This window comes from Nonomuraea sp. NPDC050540 (assembly GCF_044457485.1).
In the GTDB taxonomy this organism is placed as follows: Bacteria; Actinomycetota; Actinomycetes; order Streptosporangiales; family Streptosporangiaceae; genus Nonomuraea.
This window is the reverse complement of sequence record NZ_JBITHA010000009.1, coordinates 398737-414557: the sequence shown is the minus strand read 5'-3', so window position 1 is coordinate 414557 and position 15821 is coordinate 398737. Positions and strand designations below refer to the sequence as shown.

16 protein-coding genes are annotated in these 15821 nt (G+C 72.1%); 10 read left to right on the top strand and 6 right to left on the bottom strand.

Annotation, left to right across the window (positions count from 1 at the left end; all coding sequences use genetic code 11):
- Positions 1 to 35: 35 nt before the first annotated feature.
- Complete coding sequence (locus tag ACIBI5_RS30955; protein ID WP_397252254.1) at positions 36 to 314, top strand: hypothetical protein; 279 nt, start codon at positions 36 to 38, stop codon at positions 312 to 314.
- Between the two features lie 69 nt (positions 315 to 383).
- Here the strand turns inward: ACIBI5_RS30955 and ACIBI5_RS30950 are convergent, their stop codons facing one another.
- Positions 384 to 1310 carry an AraC family transcriptional regulator gene (locus ACIBI5_RS30950; RefSeq protein WP_397252253.1) on the bottom strand — a complete coding sequence of 309 codons (927 nt, stop codon included), beginning with the start codon at positions 1308 to 1310 and terminating at the stop codon, positions 384 to 386.
- Between the two features lie 82 nt (positions 1311 to 1392).
- On the opposite strand from ACIBI5_RS30950, the gene ACIBI5_RS30945 reads away from it, so the two are divergent.
- On the top strand, positions 1393 to 2214 hold the full coding sequence (locus tag ACIBI5_RS30945) for an NAD(P)H-binding protein (protein WP_397252252.1): 822 nt from the start codon (positions 1393 to 1395) through the stop codon (positions 2212 to 2214).
- On the opposite strand, the gene ACIBI5_RS30940 is transcribed toward ACIBI5_RS30945, so the two are convergent.
- A complete protein-coding gene (locus ACIBI5_RS30940) occupies positions 2211 to 2603 on the bottom strand; it encodes a MarR family winged helix-turn-helix transcriptional regulator (RefSeq protein WP_397252251.1) in 393 nt (130 codons plus the stop codon). The two genes, ACIBI5_RS30945 and ACIBI5_RS30940, sit on opposite strands and share 4 nt — an antisense overlap.
- A gap of 87 nt (positions 2604 to 2690) precedes the next feature.
- Between ACIBI5_RS30940 and ACIBI5_RS30935 the strand changes: the two genes are divergently transcribed.
- From ACIBI5_RS30935 to ACIBI5_RS30920, 4 genes are all read left to right on the top strand, one after another.
- Positions 2691 to 4097, top strand: a complete 1407-nt coding sequence (locus tag ACIBI5_RS30935; RefSeq protein WP_397252250.1) for an MFS transporter — start codon at positions 2691 to 2693, stop codon at positions 4095 to 4097.
- A gap of 58 nt (positions 4098 to 4155) precedes the next feature.
- On the top strand, positions 4156 to 4737 hold the full coding sequence (locus tag ACIBI5_RS30930) for a hypothetical protein (RefSeq protein WP_397252249.1): 582 nt from the start codon (positions 4156 to 4158) through the stop codon (positions 4735 to 4737).
- Positions 4738 to 4742: 5 nt separating this feature from the next.
- On the top strand, positions 4743 to 5093 hold the full coding sequence (locus tag ACIBI5_RS30925) for a cupin domain-containing protein (protein WP_379610025.1): 351 nt from the start codon (positions 4743 to 4745) through the stop codon (positions 5091 to 5093).
- Positions 5094 to 5155: 62 nt separating this feature from the next.
- Entirely contained in the window at positions 5156 to 5974 is an 819-nt protein-coding gene (locus ACIBI5_RS30920) for an NAD(P)H-binding protein (RefSeq protein ID WP_397252248.1), read from the top strand.
- 151 nt (positions 5975 to 6125) lie between these two features.
- Here ACIBI5_RS30920 and ACIBI5_RS30915 read toward each other — a convergent pair whose 3' ends face one another.
- Entirely contained in the window at positions 6126 to 9044 is a 2919-nt protein-coding gene (locus ACIBI5_RS30915; protein ID WP_397252247.1) for an ATP-binding protein, read from the bottom strand.
- A 22-nt stretch (positions 9045 to 9066) separates the two neighbouring features.
- On the opposite strand from ACIBI5_RS30915, the gene ACIBI5_RS30910 reads away from it, so the two are divergent.
- Both ACIBI5_RS30910 and ACIBI5_RS30905 read left to right on the top strand, forming a co-directional pair.
- On the top strand, positions 9067 to 10146 hold the full coding sequence (locus tag ACIBI5_RS30910; RefSeq protein WP_397252246.1) for an adenosine deaminase: 1080 nt from the start codon (positions 9067 to 9069) through the stop codon (positions 10144 to 10146).
- The gene (locus tag ACIBI5_RS30905) at positions 10143 to 10757 is read left to right on the top strand and encodes a PH domain-containing protein (RefSeq protein ID WP_397252245.1); all 615 of its coding nucleotides are present in this window, start codon (positions 10143 to 10145) and stop codon (positions 10755 to 10757) included. The genes ACIBI5_RS30910 and ACIBI5_RS30905 overlap by 4 nt, the downstream gene beginning before the upstream one ends.
- Before the next feature lie 4 nt (positions 10758 to 10761).
- Here ACIBI5_RS30905 and ACIBI5_RS30900 read toward each other — a convergent pair whose 3' ends face one another.
- The 3 genes from ACIBI5_RS30900 to ACIBI5_RS30890 are packed head-to-tail and all read right to left on the bottom strand — an operon-like array spanning position 10762 to position 13587.
- Positions 10762 to 11487: an enoyl-CoA hydratase/isomerase family protein gene (locus ACIBI5_RS30900; protein ID WP_397252244.1), complete on the bottom strand. Its 726-nt coding sequence runs from the start codon at positions 11485 to 11487 to the stop codon at positions 10762 to 10764.
- Complete coding sequence (locus ACIBI5_RS30895) at positions 11484 to 12959, bottom strand: class I adenylate-forming enzyme family protein (RefSeq protein WP_397252243.1); 1476 nt, start codon at positions 12957 to 12959, stop codon at positions 11484 to 11486. Before ACIBI5_RS30895 ends, ACIBI5_RS30900 begins: the two co-directional genes overlap by 4 nt.
- Complete coding sequence (locus tag ACIBI5_RS30890; RefSeq protein WP_397252241.1) at positions 12916 to 13587, bottom strand: TetR/AcrR family transcriptional regulator; 672 nt, start codon at positions 13585 to 13587, stop codon at positions 12916 to 12918. The genes ACIBI5_RS30895 and ACIBI5_RS30890 overlap by 44 nt, the downstream gene beginning before the upstream one ends.
- Before the next feature lie 122 nt (positions 13588 to 13709).
- Here ACIBI5_RS30890 and ACIBI5_RS30885 point away from each other — a divergent pair, with 122 nt between their 5' ends.
- Together ACIBI5_RS30885 and ACIBI5_RS30880 are read left to right on the top strand one after the other, a co-directional pair.
- Positions 13710 to 14603, top strand: coding sequence for a hemin ABC transporter substrate-binding protein (locus ACIBI5_RS30885; protein ID WP_397252240.1), 894 nt, complete (start codon positions 13710 to 13712; stop codon positions 14601 to 14603).
- 221 nt (positions 14604 to 14824) lie between these two features.
- A complete protein-coding gene (locus tag ACIBI5_RS30880) occupies positions 14825 to 15817 on the top strand; it encodes a FecCD family ABC transporter permease (protein ID WP_397252239.1) in 993 nt (330 codons plus the stop codon).
- Positions 15818 to 15821: the final 4 nt, after the last annotated feature.

Sequence of the window (15821 nt, the reverse complement as noted above, 5' to 3'; positions counted from 1 at the left end):
TCTGACCCTCTCGGCGCACGATGGGAAGGAGCACCATGAGAGCATCCAGCCTGGCCGCGGCCCTGAGCGCGGCGGCGCTCGTCGGCTCGGTGTCCGCCGTGTCGGCGCAGGCGGCCGTCAGCGACGCCGTGTGCTTCAACGGGCAGCGGACGGCGACCGGCGGCGGCTACTACAAGGTGTACGCGGGCGGGTGCGACGGGCACAGCGGCACGACGGTCACGATTCGCTTCGGCCCCGCGGCGGGCGACTACTCGTGCGGGTGGACGTTCGTGTGGAACAGCCAGCTCGGCGCCGAGAACTGCACGCTCGTCTGAGAAGACAGCGGGGCGCCGGGAGCGGCGAGCGGCCGGTCCCGCACCGCGGGCTGGTCATCTGGCGCGGGTTCATCGTGCGCTGACGCGGTGCTGGCTGGGGCGGATGCCCAGGGTGCGCTTGAAGGCCACGCTGAGCGCGTAGGCGTTGGAGTAGCCGACCTGGTGGGCGATCACGTCCACGGTGTCGTCGGTGCTGGCGAGCAGGTCGGCGGCCTGGCAGATGCGCCATTCGGTGAGGTAGGCCATGGGCGGCTGGCCGACGAGTTCGGTGAAGCGCTGGGCGAAGGTGGCGCGGGAGGCTCCGGAGACGCGGGCCAGGCCCTCGACGGTCCACGGCCGGGCCGGATCCTCGTGGATGGCCCGCAGGGCCCGGCCGATCAGCTGGTCGGAGTGCGCGGCGTACCAGGAAGGGGCCTGTGAGTCCGGCCGGTCGAACCACTCGCGCAGGCTGGAGACGAGCAGCAGGTCCAGCAGGCGGTCGAGCACGGCCTGCTGGCCCGGTTTGTCGCGGCTGATCTCGGCGACGATCATGTCCATGGTCGCGCACCGGCCGTCGCCGGCGGGGACGAGGGCCACGCGGGGCAGGGCGTCGAGCACCCGCTGCGACACGCTGCCCTTCACCTGGAAGGTGCCGGTGAGCAGGACGGTGGAGCCGAGGTCGCCCGCGTAGCCGCACATCGCCAGGCCCGCGGCGTCGCCGCCCTCGGGCGTGGTGCACATCTCGGCGTTGTGGATGACGGCCATGGGCGCGGTCTCGGGGCGGTCGGCCACCGTGTACGGGCCGGGGCCGCGCACGACCGCCACGTCCTGGGTGCCCAGCCGGACCGGCGAACCGCCCTCGGGTGTCACCCAGGCCTCGCCGCTGAGCATCGTCAGCAGTGTGAGCGGCGTCCAGTCCAGGAAGCGCAGCGCCCAGGGGGCCCGCACGTACGACTGGTCGAACAGCGCCCCCGCGGGACGGACATCGTGCAGCAGGCTCGACAGCGCGTCTTCCATATGGCCGAGTCTAGACGCTCGAACATCTTTCCCGGACTCCCAGCCATTCAGAGTCCGAGGCTGGCAGGGTTGACTGGAACGCATGGCAGAGATCTTGGTAGTGGGCGGCACCGGCAAGACCGGCCGCAGGGTGGTCGCGCGACTGCGTGAGCAGGGCCTCAGCCCCAGGACGGCCTCCCGATCGGGAGAGTGGCGCTTCGACTGGCACGACGAGACGACCTGGGACGCGGCCGTCGCGGGCGTACGCGCGGCCTACCTGGTCGACGCGCAGACCGGCGACGCGGCAGAACGGCTGCGCGCCTTCGGCGACCTGGCCGTGGCCAAGGGCGTCGAGCGGCTGGTGCTGCTGTCGGCGCGGGTGTGGGGCGAGTTCGGCGAAGGCGGCGGGCTGGCCGGCGAGGAGGCGATCCGGGGGTCCGGGGCGGAGTGGACGATCCTGCGCCCGACCTGGTTCGCCCAGAACTTCAGCGAGGAACCGCTGCTCAGCGAGCCGGTGGCCGAGGGTGAGGTGAGCGTGTCCACCGGGGACGGGCGCGAGCCGTTCGTGGACCTGGACGACGTCGCCGAGGTGGCCGCCGTGGCATTGACGGAGCCGGGTCACGCGGGGCAGATCTACGACCTGTCCGGGCCCGAGGCGATCACCTGGGGGGAGGCGGTGGCGGAGATCGCGCGGGCTGCCGGCCGTACCATCGGCTTCAGGTCTGTGGACGGCGAGGAGGCGCGGCGGCGGCTCGTCGCGCGCGGATATTCCGAAGCCTACGCGGCCGGGGTGGAGAGCCTCTTCGAGCACATCAGGCTCGGCCGGGGCGCGGCGCTGTCCGACGGCGTACGGCGGGTGCTCGGCCGTGAGCCGGGCACCTTCCGCGCCTACGCCGAGCGGACCGCGTGGGGGAGCGGCGCCTAAGGGGTCGGAACGGGGTCCGGGGCGTCGGCGAAGATGTCCCGGAGCACCGCGCGATGGGTGGGCAGGGCCTCGGCGTGCCGCCGGCGGCCCTCCTCCGTGATCATCACGAAGACGCCCCGCCGGTCGACGTCGCAGACGAGCCTGGTGACCAGATCGGCCTTCTCCAGACGGGCGATCACGCGGGAGAGCGCGCTCTGGCTGAGGTGGACCTCGCCGCAGAGCGCCTGGACGCGCAGCTTGTCGTCGTGGTGGATCATCCGGTCGAGCACCTCGAACTCGCTGGCGCCCAGGTCGTGCTTCTCGCCGAGCTCACGCTCCAGCGAGCACATGGTCTTCGCGTGCTTGGCCAGGACGTAGTGCCAGGTCCCGACCACGAACTCCTCGTCCATGACGCGGAGGTTACCATCCCGATAAATCTCATGCAACGGAATTAAATGCTGTTGCATTTGATGCAGTTGCATGTAATGTTCCATCCCATGTCCACTTCCTCTTCCCGTTGGGGCGCGCTCGTCGTGCTCTGCGCAGTGATCTTCCTCGACGCCCTTGACGTGTCGATGGTCGGCGTGGCCCTGCCCGCCATCCAGCACGACCTGGGGCTCTCTACTTCTTCTCTGCAATGGGTTGTCAGCGGATACGTGCTCGGATACGGCGGTCTTCTGCTCCTTGGCGGCAGGACGGCTGACCTGCTTGGGCGACGCAGGGTGTTCCTGGTCGCTTTGGGCGTCTTCGCGGTGGCCTCCCTCCTGGGTGGCATCGTCGACGACGGCGCCCTGCTGATCGCCGCCCGCTTCGTCAAGGGCGTGAGCGCGGCTTTCACCGCGCCCGCCGCGTTGTCGATCATCACCACGACGTTCCCCGAGGGGCCGAAGCGCAACAAGGCGCTGAGCGTGTTCACCGCCTCCGGCGCCAGCGGCTTCTCCCTCGGCCTCGTGTTGTCCGGGGTGCTGACCCAGCTGGGCTGGCGCTGGACGTTCCTGATGCCGGTGCCGGTCGCGATCATCGCGCTGATCGCCGCGCTGAAGGTGCTGCCCAAGGTCAAGGAGGAGCGGGCCGAAGGCGGCCACGACCTGATCGGCGCCGTGCTGATCACCGCCTCCATGCTGCTGCTCGTCTTCACCGTGGTGCAGGCCCCCGAGGCAGGATGGACCTCGCTGCGCACCCTCGGCTCACTCGCCGTCGCCGCCCTGCTGCTCGGGCTGTTCGTCTTCGCCGAACTGCGGATGAAGCACCCGCTGGTACGGCTCGGCATCCTGCGCTCCGGCCCCATCGTCAGGGCCAATCTCGGACTGGTGATCCTGTTCGGCTCCTACGTCGGCTTCCAGTTCGTCGCCATGCAGTACTTCCAGAACCTGCTCAAGTGGTCGGCCATGGAGACCGCGCTGGCCTTCCTGCCCGCCGGAATCCTGGTCGCGCTGACCTCGACCAAGATGGGCGACTTCGCCGACCGCTTCGGCACCGCCCGCCTGATCACGATCGGCTCGGCCGCGCTCGCCGCCGGGTACGCCTTCTTCTTCGTCGGCATCTCCACCGCGCCCAGCGTGCTCGGAATGGTGCTGCCCGGCATGGTCCTGCTCGGCATCGCGTTCGCGCTGTCGTTCCCGTCGCTCAACATCCAGGCGACGAACGGCGTCCACGACGACGAGCAGGGGCTGGCCTCCGGCCTGCTCAACACCTCCGGCCAGGTCGGCGGCGCGGTCGTGCTCGCCGTGGTCACCGCCGTGCTCACCTCGGGCGGCACCCTGTCGATCGAGGCGCTGCGCGGCGGGATCGTGGTCTCGCTCATCCTGGGCGTGGTCGGGCTCGGCATCGCGCTGACCGGCCTGCGCTTCCGCTCGGCGCCCGCGGTCAAGGCCGACGAGACCAAGGTGTACGAGACGGTCTGACCCAGTTCGTGAAGGGCCCCGCCGGGTGCGGGGCCCTTTCGCTGGGCATACACCGGGTATGCGGCCCACACGCAGCCTCGCGGCCCTGCTGTGCCTCGCCGTACTGTGTGGATGCGGTACGGCCCGCACCGGCGGCACCACGGCCACGGCCAGTCCTCCGACCCGCGCGCCCACCACCGGCGCGCCGCCCGCCTCCCCGCGGGAGCCCGCGCCCACCGGCACCGCGGAGATCGACGTCGAGCGCACCGGCGGCGAGGCCGTCATCGTGTACGGCGTCCGCTACGCCACCCACCCGAACTTCGACCGCGTGGTCGTCGACTTCAAGGGGGAGATGCCCGGATACACGGTCACCTGGGTGGACGAACTCGTCGAGGACGGCTCCGGCAAGCCGATCGACGTCGAGGGCGGCGCGTACCTGCAGGTGACCCTCACCCCGGCCGACGCGCACACGGCCAAGGGCAAGCCCACCTGGACCGGCGGCCCGATCTTCCAGGCCGACCTCGGCAACGTCAGCAGCGTGGTCAAGACCGGCGACTTCGAGGGGCGCGTGGGCGTGGGCATCGTGCTCGACCGGCGCGCCGCTTTCGACGTCACCGAGCAGCGCCGGCCGAACCGGGTCGTCATCGACGTGGCACACTGACCCTCGTGGTCAGAAAGATCGAAGGGGCGACCCGGATTCCGGTGCCCGGCGGCAAGGTCATCGACGAGCACGTCGGCCGCGTGAACAGCGGCGACGAGGCGATCTCGATCGCCCACATGGTGGCGCCGCCCGGCTGGGACGAGCCCGCCCAGACGCCCGAGTTCACGGAGTACACCGTGGTCCTGCGCGGCACCGTCCTCGTCGAGCACGCGGAGGGCACCACCGAGGTGCACGCGGGCCAGTCGATCGTGACGGAGGCGGGGGAGAAGGTCCGCTACAGCTGCGGGCCCGAAGGCGCCGAGTACGTGGCGGTCTGCCTGCCCGCCTTCTCACCCGACGCGGCGCGCCGCGACTAGCGCCCGCTACATCCGATGTAGCGCCTCCCGGGTGAGAAGGAACAGCTCACCAGGAGGACACCATGACCATTCTTGTGACCGGCGCCACCGGGAGCGTGGGCAGCCACATCGTCGCCCAGCTGGTCGAGCGGGGCGAGCGCGTACGCGCGCTGACCCGCGACCCGTCCCGCGCGAACTTCCCCGCGGGCGTCGAGGTGGCCGCCGGAGACCTCCAGGTCATCGAGTCGCTGGCGCCCGCGTTCGACGGTGTCACCGCCCTGCACCTCATCACCGTGGGCGGTGAGGGCCTGCCCCTGCTGCCCAACGGCGAGGAGATCGTCGCGCTGGCCGCCAAAGCCGGGGTCGAACGCGTCACCGTGCTGAGCAGCTGGGACGAGGGCAGCGTCGAAGCGGCCCTGCGCGAGAGCTCGCTGCCCTGGACGCAGTTGCAGGGCGTGGAGTTCATGGCGAACGCCTTCGACTGGCAGGCGGAGGCGCGTGCCGAGGGCGTGGTCCGGGTCTTCGGCAACCAGCCGGGCGCGCTGGTGCATGAGGCCGACATCGCCGCGGTGGCCGTGGCCGCCCTGACCTCCGCCGGGCACGAGGGCCGCACGTACCAGCTCACCGGTCCCGAGCTCACCACCCCCGAGGAGCGGGTACGGCTGCTCGCCGAGGCCAGCGGGCACGACCTGCGCTTCGAACCGCTGACCGAGGCCCAGCTTCGGGAGCGCATGGCTGCTTGGGGGATGGACGAGGAGACGATCGAGTTCGCGGTCATGCTCGGCACCCACCCGCCGGCCGCCGGTTCCACGATCCTGCCCACGGTCGAACAGGTCACCGGCCGCCCCGCTCGCACCTTCGCCCAGTGGGCCCAGGAAAACGCCGCCGCCTTCCGCCCCTGACCCACACCCGGGGTTCCGGAACAGCCTCACGGGGATCCCACACCGTGGCCCGGCGTCGGGTCGGGCCACGTGGCGGTGGGGTCCCGTGCCCGTGTTGCCGAACCCGTGACGTTCCAAGGGACCGGAATGCCGGGAGCCCGGGGGCTGGGGGCTACCAGGTCCAGGTGATGGGGTCGGCGGGCTGGTAGCGGCAGGTGGCGCCGGTGGAGATGCCGGCGCGTAGGTGGGCGGCCAGGTCGGGGTGGCGGTCGTCGAGCTGGCGTAGCGTGTTGCGGATGCGGTTGGTGACGGCCTTGCGGGCCCGTTCCGCCTCGTCGCCCAGCCGGCGCGTGCGTCCGCCCAGTCCCGCCGCCCTGCGGAGTTCGGACAGCAGCGCCTGCCGTTCGGCGTCGAGGGCGGCGACCCGCTGGTCGTTCCCCCGCACGGCCGCCCGGTCGATCTCGTCGTCCAGGAGCTCCAGCCGCCGCCGGTACTGGGCCTTGGCCTCGTCGTCGAGGACCGCGTCGCCGCCCATGCGCCGCGCGGCCACCGCCTCGGCCCCGCCCGCCGGGTTCAGCAGCTCCACGGCGGAGATGTCGGTGCCCGGACTGCCCATCAGGGTCCTCAGGTCGCGCAGGCCCTTGGCGTCGGGTAGATGGACGGTGCGCCCGGCGAAGGTCAGCGTCCACACGTCGCCGTCCAGCCGGAAGACGCCGGCCGCGCGCTGCGGCAGCCGTACCCGCATCTCCAGTTCTTCGGCCTCGCGGGCGACGTCGGCGAGCAGCGGTCCCGGGTCCTCGCCGGCGGCGAGGAGGACCTCGGCCAGGCGTGCGCGGGACAGCAGCGACCACGGGCGGGCGCCCAGCCGGTCGGCCGCGCGGTAGGCGGCGGTGAAGCCGTCGGCGGCCGCGCGCCAGCGGCACTGGGCCGCGTCGAGCACCGCCGCCCAGTGCTCGAACGGACCGTCCACGACGATCGTCGAGGTCACCGCCCACTGCCCGAGGTGGGGGGCGATGGCCTCGCGGGCGTTCTGGCAGAGTTCGGGGTCCTTGGACAGCGCCGCCGCCTGCGCCTGGAAGCGGAGCCAGAGCGGCGCCATCCAGGTCAGCAGGTCCTCGCCGCCGGCCATGAGCCGGGTCAGGTGGTTCAGCGCGCCGCGGGCGTCGCCGCGCTCGGCGGCCGTGACGCCCTCGAAGATGGGCAGGTTGGGGCTGTGGGCGGCGCGCATCTCGGCCAGCAGCGCGTCGGCCTCCTCGAAGCGGCCCTGGAGCAGGGCGGCCGACAGCAACTGGGTCCAGCGCAGTTCGGAGCCGCTGACGTAGGGCTGCTCGCCGAGTTCGCGGGCGGTCTCCGACAGCGCCCTGGCCTCGTCGAAACGGCCTTGGAGCAGCGCGTGCCTGGTCCTGATCACCATGGCCTCGTGCTCGAACAGCGGTAGTCCCGAGCGCTCGGCCTGCCGGAGGAAGTCCTGGTCGGCAGCGGTGTGGGCGGGGTCGCCCCGTTCGAGCAGCGCGCCGGCCCGCCAGGACAGGGCGTGGAGCAGGTGCTGGGTGTCGTTCGCCCTGGTGGCGACGTCGGCCAGTTCCTCCGCGAGCGAGACCCGCTCCCCGGCCGTCCCCGGCCGCCAGATCGCCGACAGCCGGGCCAGCAACGTGAACGCCAGCGCCTGGTCGTCACCCGCGTGCCTGGCCCGGTCGGCGGCCAGGCCGCTCAGCCGCTCGCCCACGTCGTCGGCGGACGCGACCTCACCGCGCGCCAGCCGCCGGTGCGCCTCGCGCACGAAGTCGGGGAAGCCGAGGTGGTACAGCTTGAGCGCCGCGTGCGCGAGCAGGCCGGGGTCGTCGAGCTTGCGGGCCGCCGCGATGGCCGCCTCGATCGCGCGCCCGCCCTCCTCATGCTCGCCGATCCGCTGCAGCGTCAGCCCGAGGTCGAGCTCGATCCCGGTACGGCGGGCCCGCTCCCACTCGGGCACGAGCTCCAACGCCCGCCGGTAGTGCCCCACGGCCTCCTCGTCGGCCAGCCGCGCCTCGGCGTCCTGGGCGGCGGCCAGCAGAAGGGCGGGCGCCTCCGGCACGGCGGCCAGGTACGCGTGGTGGGCCAGCGAAGCGGGGTAGGCGCCTGTGGAGCCGAGCGCGTCGAGCGCCGCCGCATGCCCCGCCCGCCTGCCCGCCTCGTCCAGCTCCGCGTAAAGCGCCTCGCGCACCAGATCGTGCACGAACGCGTGCCGCCCCTCTCCCGCGGGCGCGACCAGCTTGGCCGCCACCGCCTGCCCCAGCGGTACGGCCACGCCCCGCCCCACGCTCGCCTCCAGCACCGCGTCGGCGAATTCCCGCCCCAGCACCGCCGCTGCCCGCAGCGTCTCATGCACCTCGCCCGACAGCCGGGACAGGCGGCGTTCGACGGCCGCGCGCACCTCGGCCGGGATCGTGTCCAGCGGGCTGCCGCCCTGCCACAGCCGGGCGGCCTGCTCGACGAAGAACGGGTTGCCGCCGGTGCGCCGGTGGATCTCGGTCACCAGCTCGTCGTCCGGCCGCAGGCCGGTGGTCTGGGCGACCAGCTCGCCGACCTCCTCGCGGCCGAGGCCGGACAGGGCCAGCGTGGTCGCCTTCAGCTCCGGTGGCAGCTCGGCCTCGCCCGCCCGGTAGGTGCCGATCACCAGGATGCGTTCGAACCAGGCGTGCCGTACCACGAACTCCAGGAGTTTGAGGGAGGCGGCGTCGGCCCAGTGGAGGTCCTCCAGCACGATCACCACGGGCCGCTCGCGCGAGAGGGCTACCAGCAGGGCGGTCACCGCGTCGTACAGCTCGAAGGGGGTGCGCGCGGACTCGAAGACGTCGGCGGCGGGGTCCAGCCTGCGCACGACCTGCACCCACGGCCAGTAGCCAGGGGCGCCCTCGCCCTCCCAGCAGGCGGCGCTCAGCACCTGGGCGCCGGCGGCCACCGCGTGCCCGGCCGCCTCGGCGACCAGCGTGCTCTTGCCGACGCCGGCCTCGCCGGTCACCAAAACCAGCGAGCCGTGGCTGGTGAGCGCGCGTCCGACCTCGCCGCGCAGAATCGCGGTGGGGTGTTCTCGTCCGATGAGGATGGCCATCAAGGCACATTATGATGGCGAGATGAGCCAGCAGCCGACCCCAGACGAGATCAGGCGCGCGCCGAAAGTCCTGCTCCATGACCATCTCGACGGCGGTCTGCGGGCCGAGACGATCGTCGATCTGGCCCGCGAGTCCGGCTACGACCGGCTGCCCACCAACGACCCGGCGAACCTGCGCGAATGGTTCCAGGAAGCGTCCGACTCCGGCTCGCTCGTACGCTACCTGGAGACCTTCGACCACACGGTCGGTGTCATGCAGTCGCGCGAGTCGCTGATCCGCGTGGCCGCCGAGTGCGCCGAAGACCTGGCCGCCGACGGCGTCGTCTACGCCGAGGTGCGCTACGCCCCCGAGCAGCACACCACCACCGGGCTCAGCCTCGACCAGGTCGTCGAGGCGGTGCTGGAGGGCTTCCGCCAGGGCTCGGAGGGCCGCGGCATCAAGGTCGGCACGCTGCTGACGGCCATGCGCCACCAGGCCCGCTCGATGGAGATCGCGGAGCTGGCCGTGCGCTACCGCGACGTCGGCGTGGTCGGCTTCGACATCGCCGGGGCGGAGGCCGGGTACCCGCCCACCCGCCACCTGGACGCGTTCGAGTACCTGCAGCGGGAGAACGCGCACTTCACCATCCACGCGGGCGAGGCGTTCGGGCTGCCGTCGATCTGGCAGGCGATCCAGTGGTGCGGCGCCGACCGGCTCGGTCACGGCGTGCGCATCATCGACGACATCACCGTGGCCGACGACGGTTCGGCCAAGCTCGGCCGGCTCGCCGCGTACGTGCGTGACAAGCGCATCCCGCTGGAGATGTGCCCCACCTCCAACCTGCAGACCGGCGCCGCCGCCTCCATCGCCGACCACCCGATCGGGCTGCTGCGCCGCCTCCACTTCCGGGTCACGGTCAACACCGACAACCGGCTCATGAGCCGCACCAGCGTCTCGGAGGAGTTCGCCAAGCTGGTCGAGGCGTTCGGCTACGGCTGGGATGACCTGCAGTGGTTCACGGTGAACGCGATGAAGTCGGCGTTCATCCCCTTCGACGAGCGGCTCGCGCTCATCAACGGTGTGATCAAACCGGGATTCGCGCAGCTCAAGTGGCAGTCATGAAACAGGCCTTCCGCTCCAAGTTCGCCTACGTGCTCGGGTGGGTGTGGGTGGCGTTCGTCGCGGCCAACGCCGTCGACCTGGTCCTGCGCTACTCCGGCAAGTCCTCGATGGTGGCCGGGGCGGTGCTGGGCGTGCTGACCGCGCTCATCTACCTCATCGCGCTGCGGCCGGTCACGCTGCTGCAGGAGCGGGTGCTGACCGTCCGCAACCCGTTCCGCACGACCGTGATGCCATGGGCCTCGGTCGGCGACGTGACGGTCTCCCACGCCATCACCGTCGCCCAGGCCGAGGGCGAGGAGTCCGTGCGGCTCTGGACCCCGACCGCGACCGCCCGCGAACGCGCCAAGGCCCAGGGCCGGGGCATGGCTCCGGCCAGGCGCGGCCGGCTCAGGACCGAGCCGACCGTGACCAAGGCCGAGCAGGCGGCGCAGGAGGCGTTCGCCGGGAAGACCCACGCCGACTGGGTGGGCGACCAGATCACCGAGCGCGCCGAGGCGGCCCGCCGCCGCAAGGAGGAGGCGGGCCCGGTGACCACCACGTGGGCGGCCGACTCCCTCGCGGTCGTCGGCGTCGCGCTCGCCCTGGTGGTGGCCGCCCTGCTCGTCCCCTGACCGCTCAGCGGGCGCGCGTGGCGAAGCGCCGCATGCCGTCCTTGGCGATCCCCGACTCCTCCACCTCCCGCGCCGCCTCCGTCTCCCGCGCGAAGGCGCGCTCGACGTCATCGAGCGCGGGCCGCAGCAATCTCAGGTGTACGGCTGTCGCCGTCCCCGGCTCCGTCCAGCGCTCGACCAGGCCGACGGCCGCCTCCACCAGCGACTCCGGCGGCACGATCTCGTCCAGCAGCCCCGCGGCCAGGGCTTCGTCCGCGTCCAGCCGGGCCGAGTCCAGCACCAGCCGCAGCGCCCTGCCGCCCACGACGCGGCGCAGGAGCAGGCTGGAGGCGTTGGAGATCGACAGGCCGATGCCGTTCTCCGGGAGGAAGTAGCCGGCCGACGGTGAGCCGATGCGGGAGTCGAAGCACAGCGTCCACTCGGCTGCGCCGCCCACGGCCAGTCCGTTGACCGCGGCCACGACCGGCACCGACGTCTCCAGCACCGCCCTGGTCAGGTCGTGGAACGTCTCGACCTCCTCCAGCAGCGACTTGCCCGCCGCCTCGTGCAGGTCCTCGCCGGCGCAGAAGGCCCGGCCCTCGCCGGTCACCACGATGCCGCGGCCGCCGTGGCCGTGCTCGCGTACCGCCGCCGCCAGGCGTAGCCGCATGCCGGAGGTGAGCGCGTTGAGCTTGTCCGGCCGGCGCAGCGTGATCACCGTCACCTCGCCGCGCGTGCTGACGTCGATCATGTGGTCTCCCTCGGGGTCTCGATGGCGATGGCCCCGGCGCGCTGGTCGCGTTCGGGGTGGAGCAGGTGGCGCTTCTCGATGCGCTGGGACGGCGTGTAGGAGAAGCCGGTCACGAACTCGACGAAGGCCGGGATCTTGAACCTGGCCAGCCGTTCGCGGGCGTGGGCGATGACCTCGGCGGCCGTGGCGTCGTCTGGGTCGTGGCCGGCGTTGAGGTGGATGAACGCCTTCGGCAGCTCGCCCCACAGGTCGTCGGGGACCGGGACGAGCGCGGCGGCCCTGACCGCCGGGTGCTGGGCCAGGACGGTCTCGACCTCGGCGCAGGAGATGTTCTCGCCGCCCCGCCGTACCATGTCCTTCAGCCGGCCGGCGTGGTGGATGTAGCCGTGCTCGTCGCGGAAGCCCAGGTCGCCGGTGTGGAACCAGCCGTCGCGGAAGACGTGCGCGGTGGCGTCGGGGTGGTTCCAGTAGCCGCGCATCATCGGCGTGCCGCGCACCACGATCTCGCCCGGCTGCCCGTCCTCGGCCAGGACCTTGACCTCCTTGCCCGGCGGCGCGTAGCCCATGGCGCCGGTGCCGACGGTACGGTCGTCGTCCGGCTGGACGAGCAGGTCGGAGCCGCTCTCGGTGGAGCCGTACAGCTCCCGCCAGGGCGCGTCCCAGCGCTCCTCCAGCGCGGCGTGCAGCTTGGCCGGGATGCCGGAGCACATCACCAGCCGCATCCGGTTGTCCCGGTCGAGCTCGTGCGGCGGCTGCTTGAACAGCAGCGTCGGCATCGTGCCCAGCACGTACGTGACGGTGGCGCCGTGGCGGCGGGCGGCCGGCCAGAACCCGGAGGCGGAGAAGCGCGGCAGCACCACGAGCGGCACCCCGCCCACCAGGCACATCAGCGCCATCCACTGCGGATCCATGTACGAGAACGGCTGGGCCACCATGACCACGTCGTCCTCCCGGAACCCGACCAGGTCGGCCATGACCTCCGCGGTACGCGTCCAGTAGTCGTGGGGCAGCATGCACGCCTTCGGGAAGCCGGTGGTGCCCGAGGTGTAGGAGAAGGTGGCGATGTCCCAAGGATCGATGGACACGTCCGGCGCCTTGCCGGTGCGCTCCTCCAGCACCGGCACCCCGGCCTCGCGGATGAACGGGGCGTAGTCCGGCGAGGCCAGCGCCATCACGGCGCCGGAGTCGCGCAGCACGTGGGCCAGATCGGCCGAGCGGTAACGGGCGTTGACCGGGACCGAGATCGCTCCGGCCTTCAGGACGGCCAGCCACCCGAGGGGCCAGTCGGGGACGTTGTCCTGCATGATGGCCACGCGGTCGCCGGGCCGTACGCCATGGCCGGCCAGGGCGCCCGCGAGCTGGTCGGTGCGCTCGTCGACCTCGGCGAACCCGAGCGTGCGGTCGGGAAAGATCAGGAACGGGCGGTCCTTATGGAGTCGTGCGGCCCGCCGGAGCAGCGCGGGGATCGTCATGGGGCTCCCATGGGTATTCGGGCAGCAGGGTGAGATCAAGCCGCATGGTCACCTGGGCGGGCGAACGGACCGCGGCCAGCCCGATCGTCACGAACTCGGCGCACACCTGCTCCAGCGTGGACTCGCCGTCGGGGCGGTACCACTCGCTGGTGCCGGTGCACATGGACATCAGGGCCAGCCGGGTCAGCTTCTGGTCGGCGACGTGGAAGGCGCCCCGCTGGACGCCGTCGGCCAGCGCGGTCTTCCAGCGCTGCTCGTAGAGGTCGCGCAGGGCGATGATCTCGTCGCGGGCGCTGGAGCCGGCGGTGAGCGAGCGCAGCTCGCCGTCCATGACGCGGGTGGTCATCGGGTTGAGCGCGTGGATGGCGGTGAGCGAGGTGATGAGCGCGGCCAGGCGCTCGGCGGGGTCGCGCAGGCTCGCCAGCTGGCGGTCGGTCGCGTCGATGAGCCCGAGCTGGCTCAGGCGCATGAGGTCGGCGAGCAGGGCCTCCTTGCTGGCCACGTGGTGGTAGATGCCGGCGTTGGTCATGTCGACGGCCCGCGCGAGGTCTCTGATGCTCGTCGCCGCGTAGCCCTGGTCGGCGAAGAGCCGCATCGCGGCGGTTCTGATGCGTAGTCCTGTGTCCATGTCTCCTACCGAACGTTTGGTAGGAGCCTAGCCGACCGAACGATCGGTAACCAGTGTCATTCTTGACCTCGCCGAGGCCATCTGCTTAGGTAAGGCTTACCTAAGCAGAGGAGTGGAGAATCGTGAAGCGCGGACTTGGGGCACTAATCGGAGTGGCGGTGATCGCGCTCGCGGGCTGCGGAAACGCGCAAGGCTCCGCGGCCGCCCCCGCCACCTCGGCCGCCGCGCCGTCCGCGCGTATCGTCCCGCTCACCGGCGACGTCGCCGAGATCGTCTTCAAGCTCGGCCTGACCGACAAGGTCGTCGGCGTGGACCTGTCCGCGATGGGACTGCCGGAGGCCAAGGGCAAGGCGCGGATCGGCTACCAGCGGGCGCTGGCCGCCGAGGGCATCCTGTCGCTCAAGCCCACCGTGCTCGTCGGCACCGAGGACGCCGGCCCGCCGCCGGTGATCGAACAGCTGAAGGGGGCCGGGTTGCGGATCGTCCTGGTGCCTACCGGCGCCGCCTCGGTCGACGAGGTGCCGGGCAAGATCGAGCAGGTGGCCGAGGCCGTGGGTGAGCCCGGCAAGGGCGCCGCGCTCGCCGCCGCCACCAAGGCCGAGATCGACGCCGCCAAGGCGAGCGTGCGGGCCGGAGCCGAGAAGCCGCGCGTGGCCTTCCTCTACCTGCGCGGCCAGTCCAAGACCTACCAGCTCGGGGGCGCAGGAACGCGGGCCGACGCCATGATCCTCGCGGCGGGCGGCGAAGACGCCGGGACCGCGGCCGGGGTGAAGGGCTTCAAGCCGATCACCGCCGAGTCCATGGTGAAGGCGGCGCCCGACGTCATCCTCGTCATGAAGATGGGGCTCGACTCCGTCGGTGGCGAGGCGGGCCTGCTCAAGCTGCCGGGCGTCGCGCAGACTCCGGCGGCCAAGAACGGGCGCGTGGTCGCCCTTGACGATCTGGAACTGCTCGGCATGGGCCCGCGTACCGGCCAGGCCCTCGCCAAGCTCGTCACCGCTTTCCACCAGCGGTGACGACCTCGAACGCGGCCTCGCGGGCGTCCCACAGCTCCCGCGAAGCCGTAACCCCGGCGTCGCGGGACCATTCCCACGAAGCCGACACTCCGGTCGAGCGGGACCATTCCCGTGAGGCCGACACCTCGGTCGAGCGGGACCATTCCCGCGAAACCGTTGCCGCACGCCGGGACGGGGCATCTGAGGCACCGCGGTTCGCCGCGTCCCGTCCCGGCCGCGCGGTGCTCAAGCTCGCGCTGATCCCCGCTCTCGCGGTGCTGCTCGCCACGCTTTGTGTCGCGTCGGCGGGGATCGGCGCGGTTCACGTGCCCTTCGGCGAGGTGCTGGCGGCGCTGGCCGGGCCGGGGGAGCACGAGGTGCTGTGGCAGATCCGCTTCCCGCGCGTGGTGCTCGCGGTGCTCGTCGGCGCCGCCCTGGCCGTGGCGGGCGCGGGCATGCAGGGCGTCTTCGGCAACCCGCTCGCCGAACCGGGCGTCATCGGCGTCTCCTCCGGCGCGGCGGTCGGCGCGGTCGGCGCCATCGTCCTCGGCGTCAGCACGTTCGGCGACTGGTCGGTGGCCGTCTGCGCGTTCGCCACCGGCCTCCTCACCACCTTCATCGTGTACGGCATGGCCAGAACCCAAGGCCGCACCGAAGTCGTCACCCTCGTCCTGACCGGCATCGCGATCAACGCCATCGCCTGGGCCATCGTGGGCATCTTCACCTTCCTGGCCGACGACCAGCAACTACGCTCCATCACCTTCTGGAACCTCGGGACCCTCGGCGGCGCCACCTGGTCGCTGGTGGGCGCCGTCACCCCGTTCGTCGTGGCCGGGCTCGCGCTGACCCCCTTGCTGTCGCGTTCCCTGGACCTGCTGGCGCTGGGCGAGCGCGGCGCCCGCCACCTGGGCGTCGAAACCGAGCGCGTACGGCTGGCCGTCATCTTCCTGGCCTCTCTCCTGACCGGCGCCTCCGTGGCCGCGGCCGGGGCCATCTCGTTCGTCGGCCTGGTCGTACCGCATCTGATCAGGCTGGTCGCCGGTCCCGGTCACCGGGTCCTTCTGCCCGCCTCCGCGCTGGCCGGAGGCTGCGTACTGGTCCTGGCCGACCTGATCGCCAGGACCGCCGGGGCGCCGGCGGAACTGCCGATCGGGGTGCTGACGGCTTTGCTGGGCGGGCCGTTCTTTCTGGTGCTGCTCCGCCGTACGCGCAGGAAGCAGGGCGGCTGGGCCTGAGGGC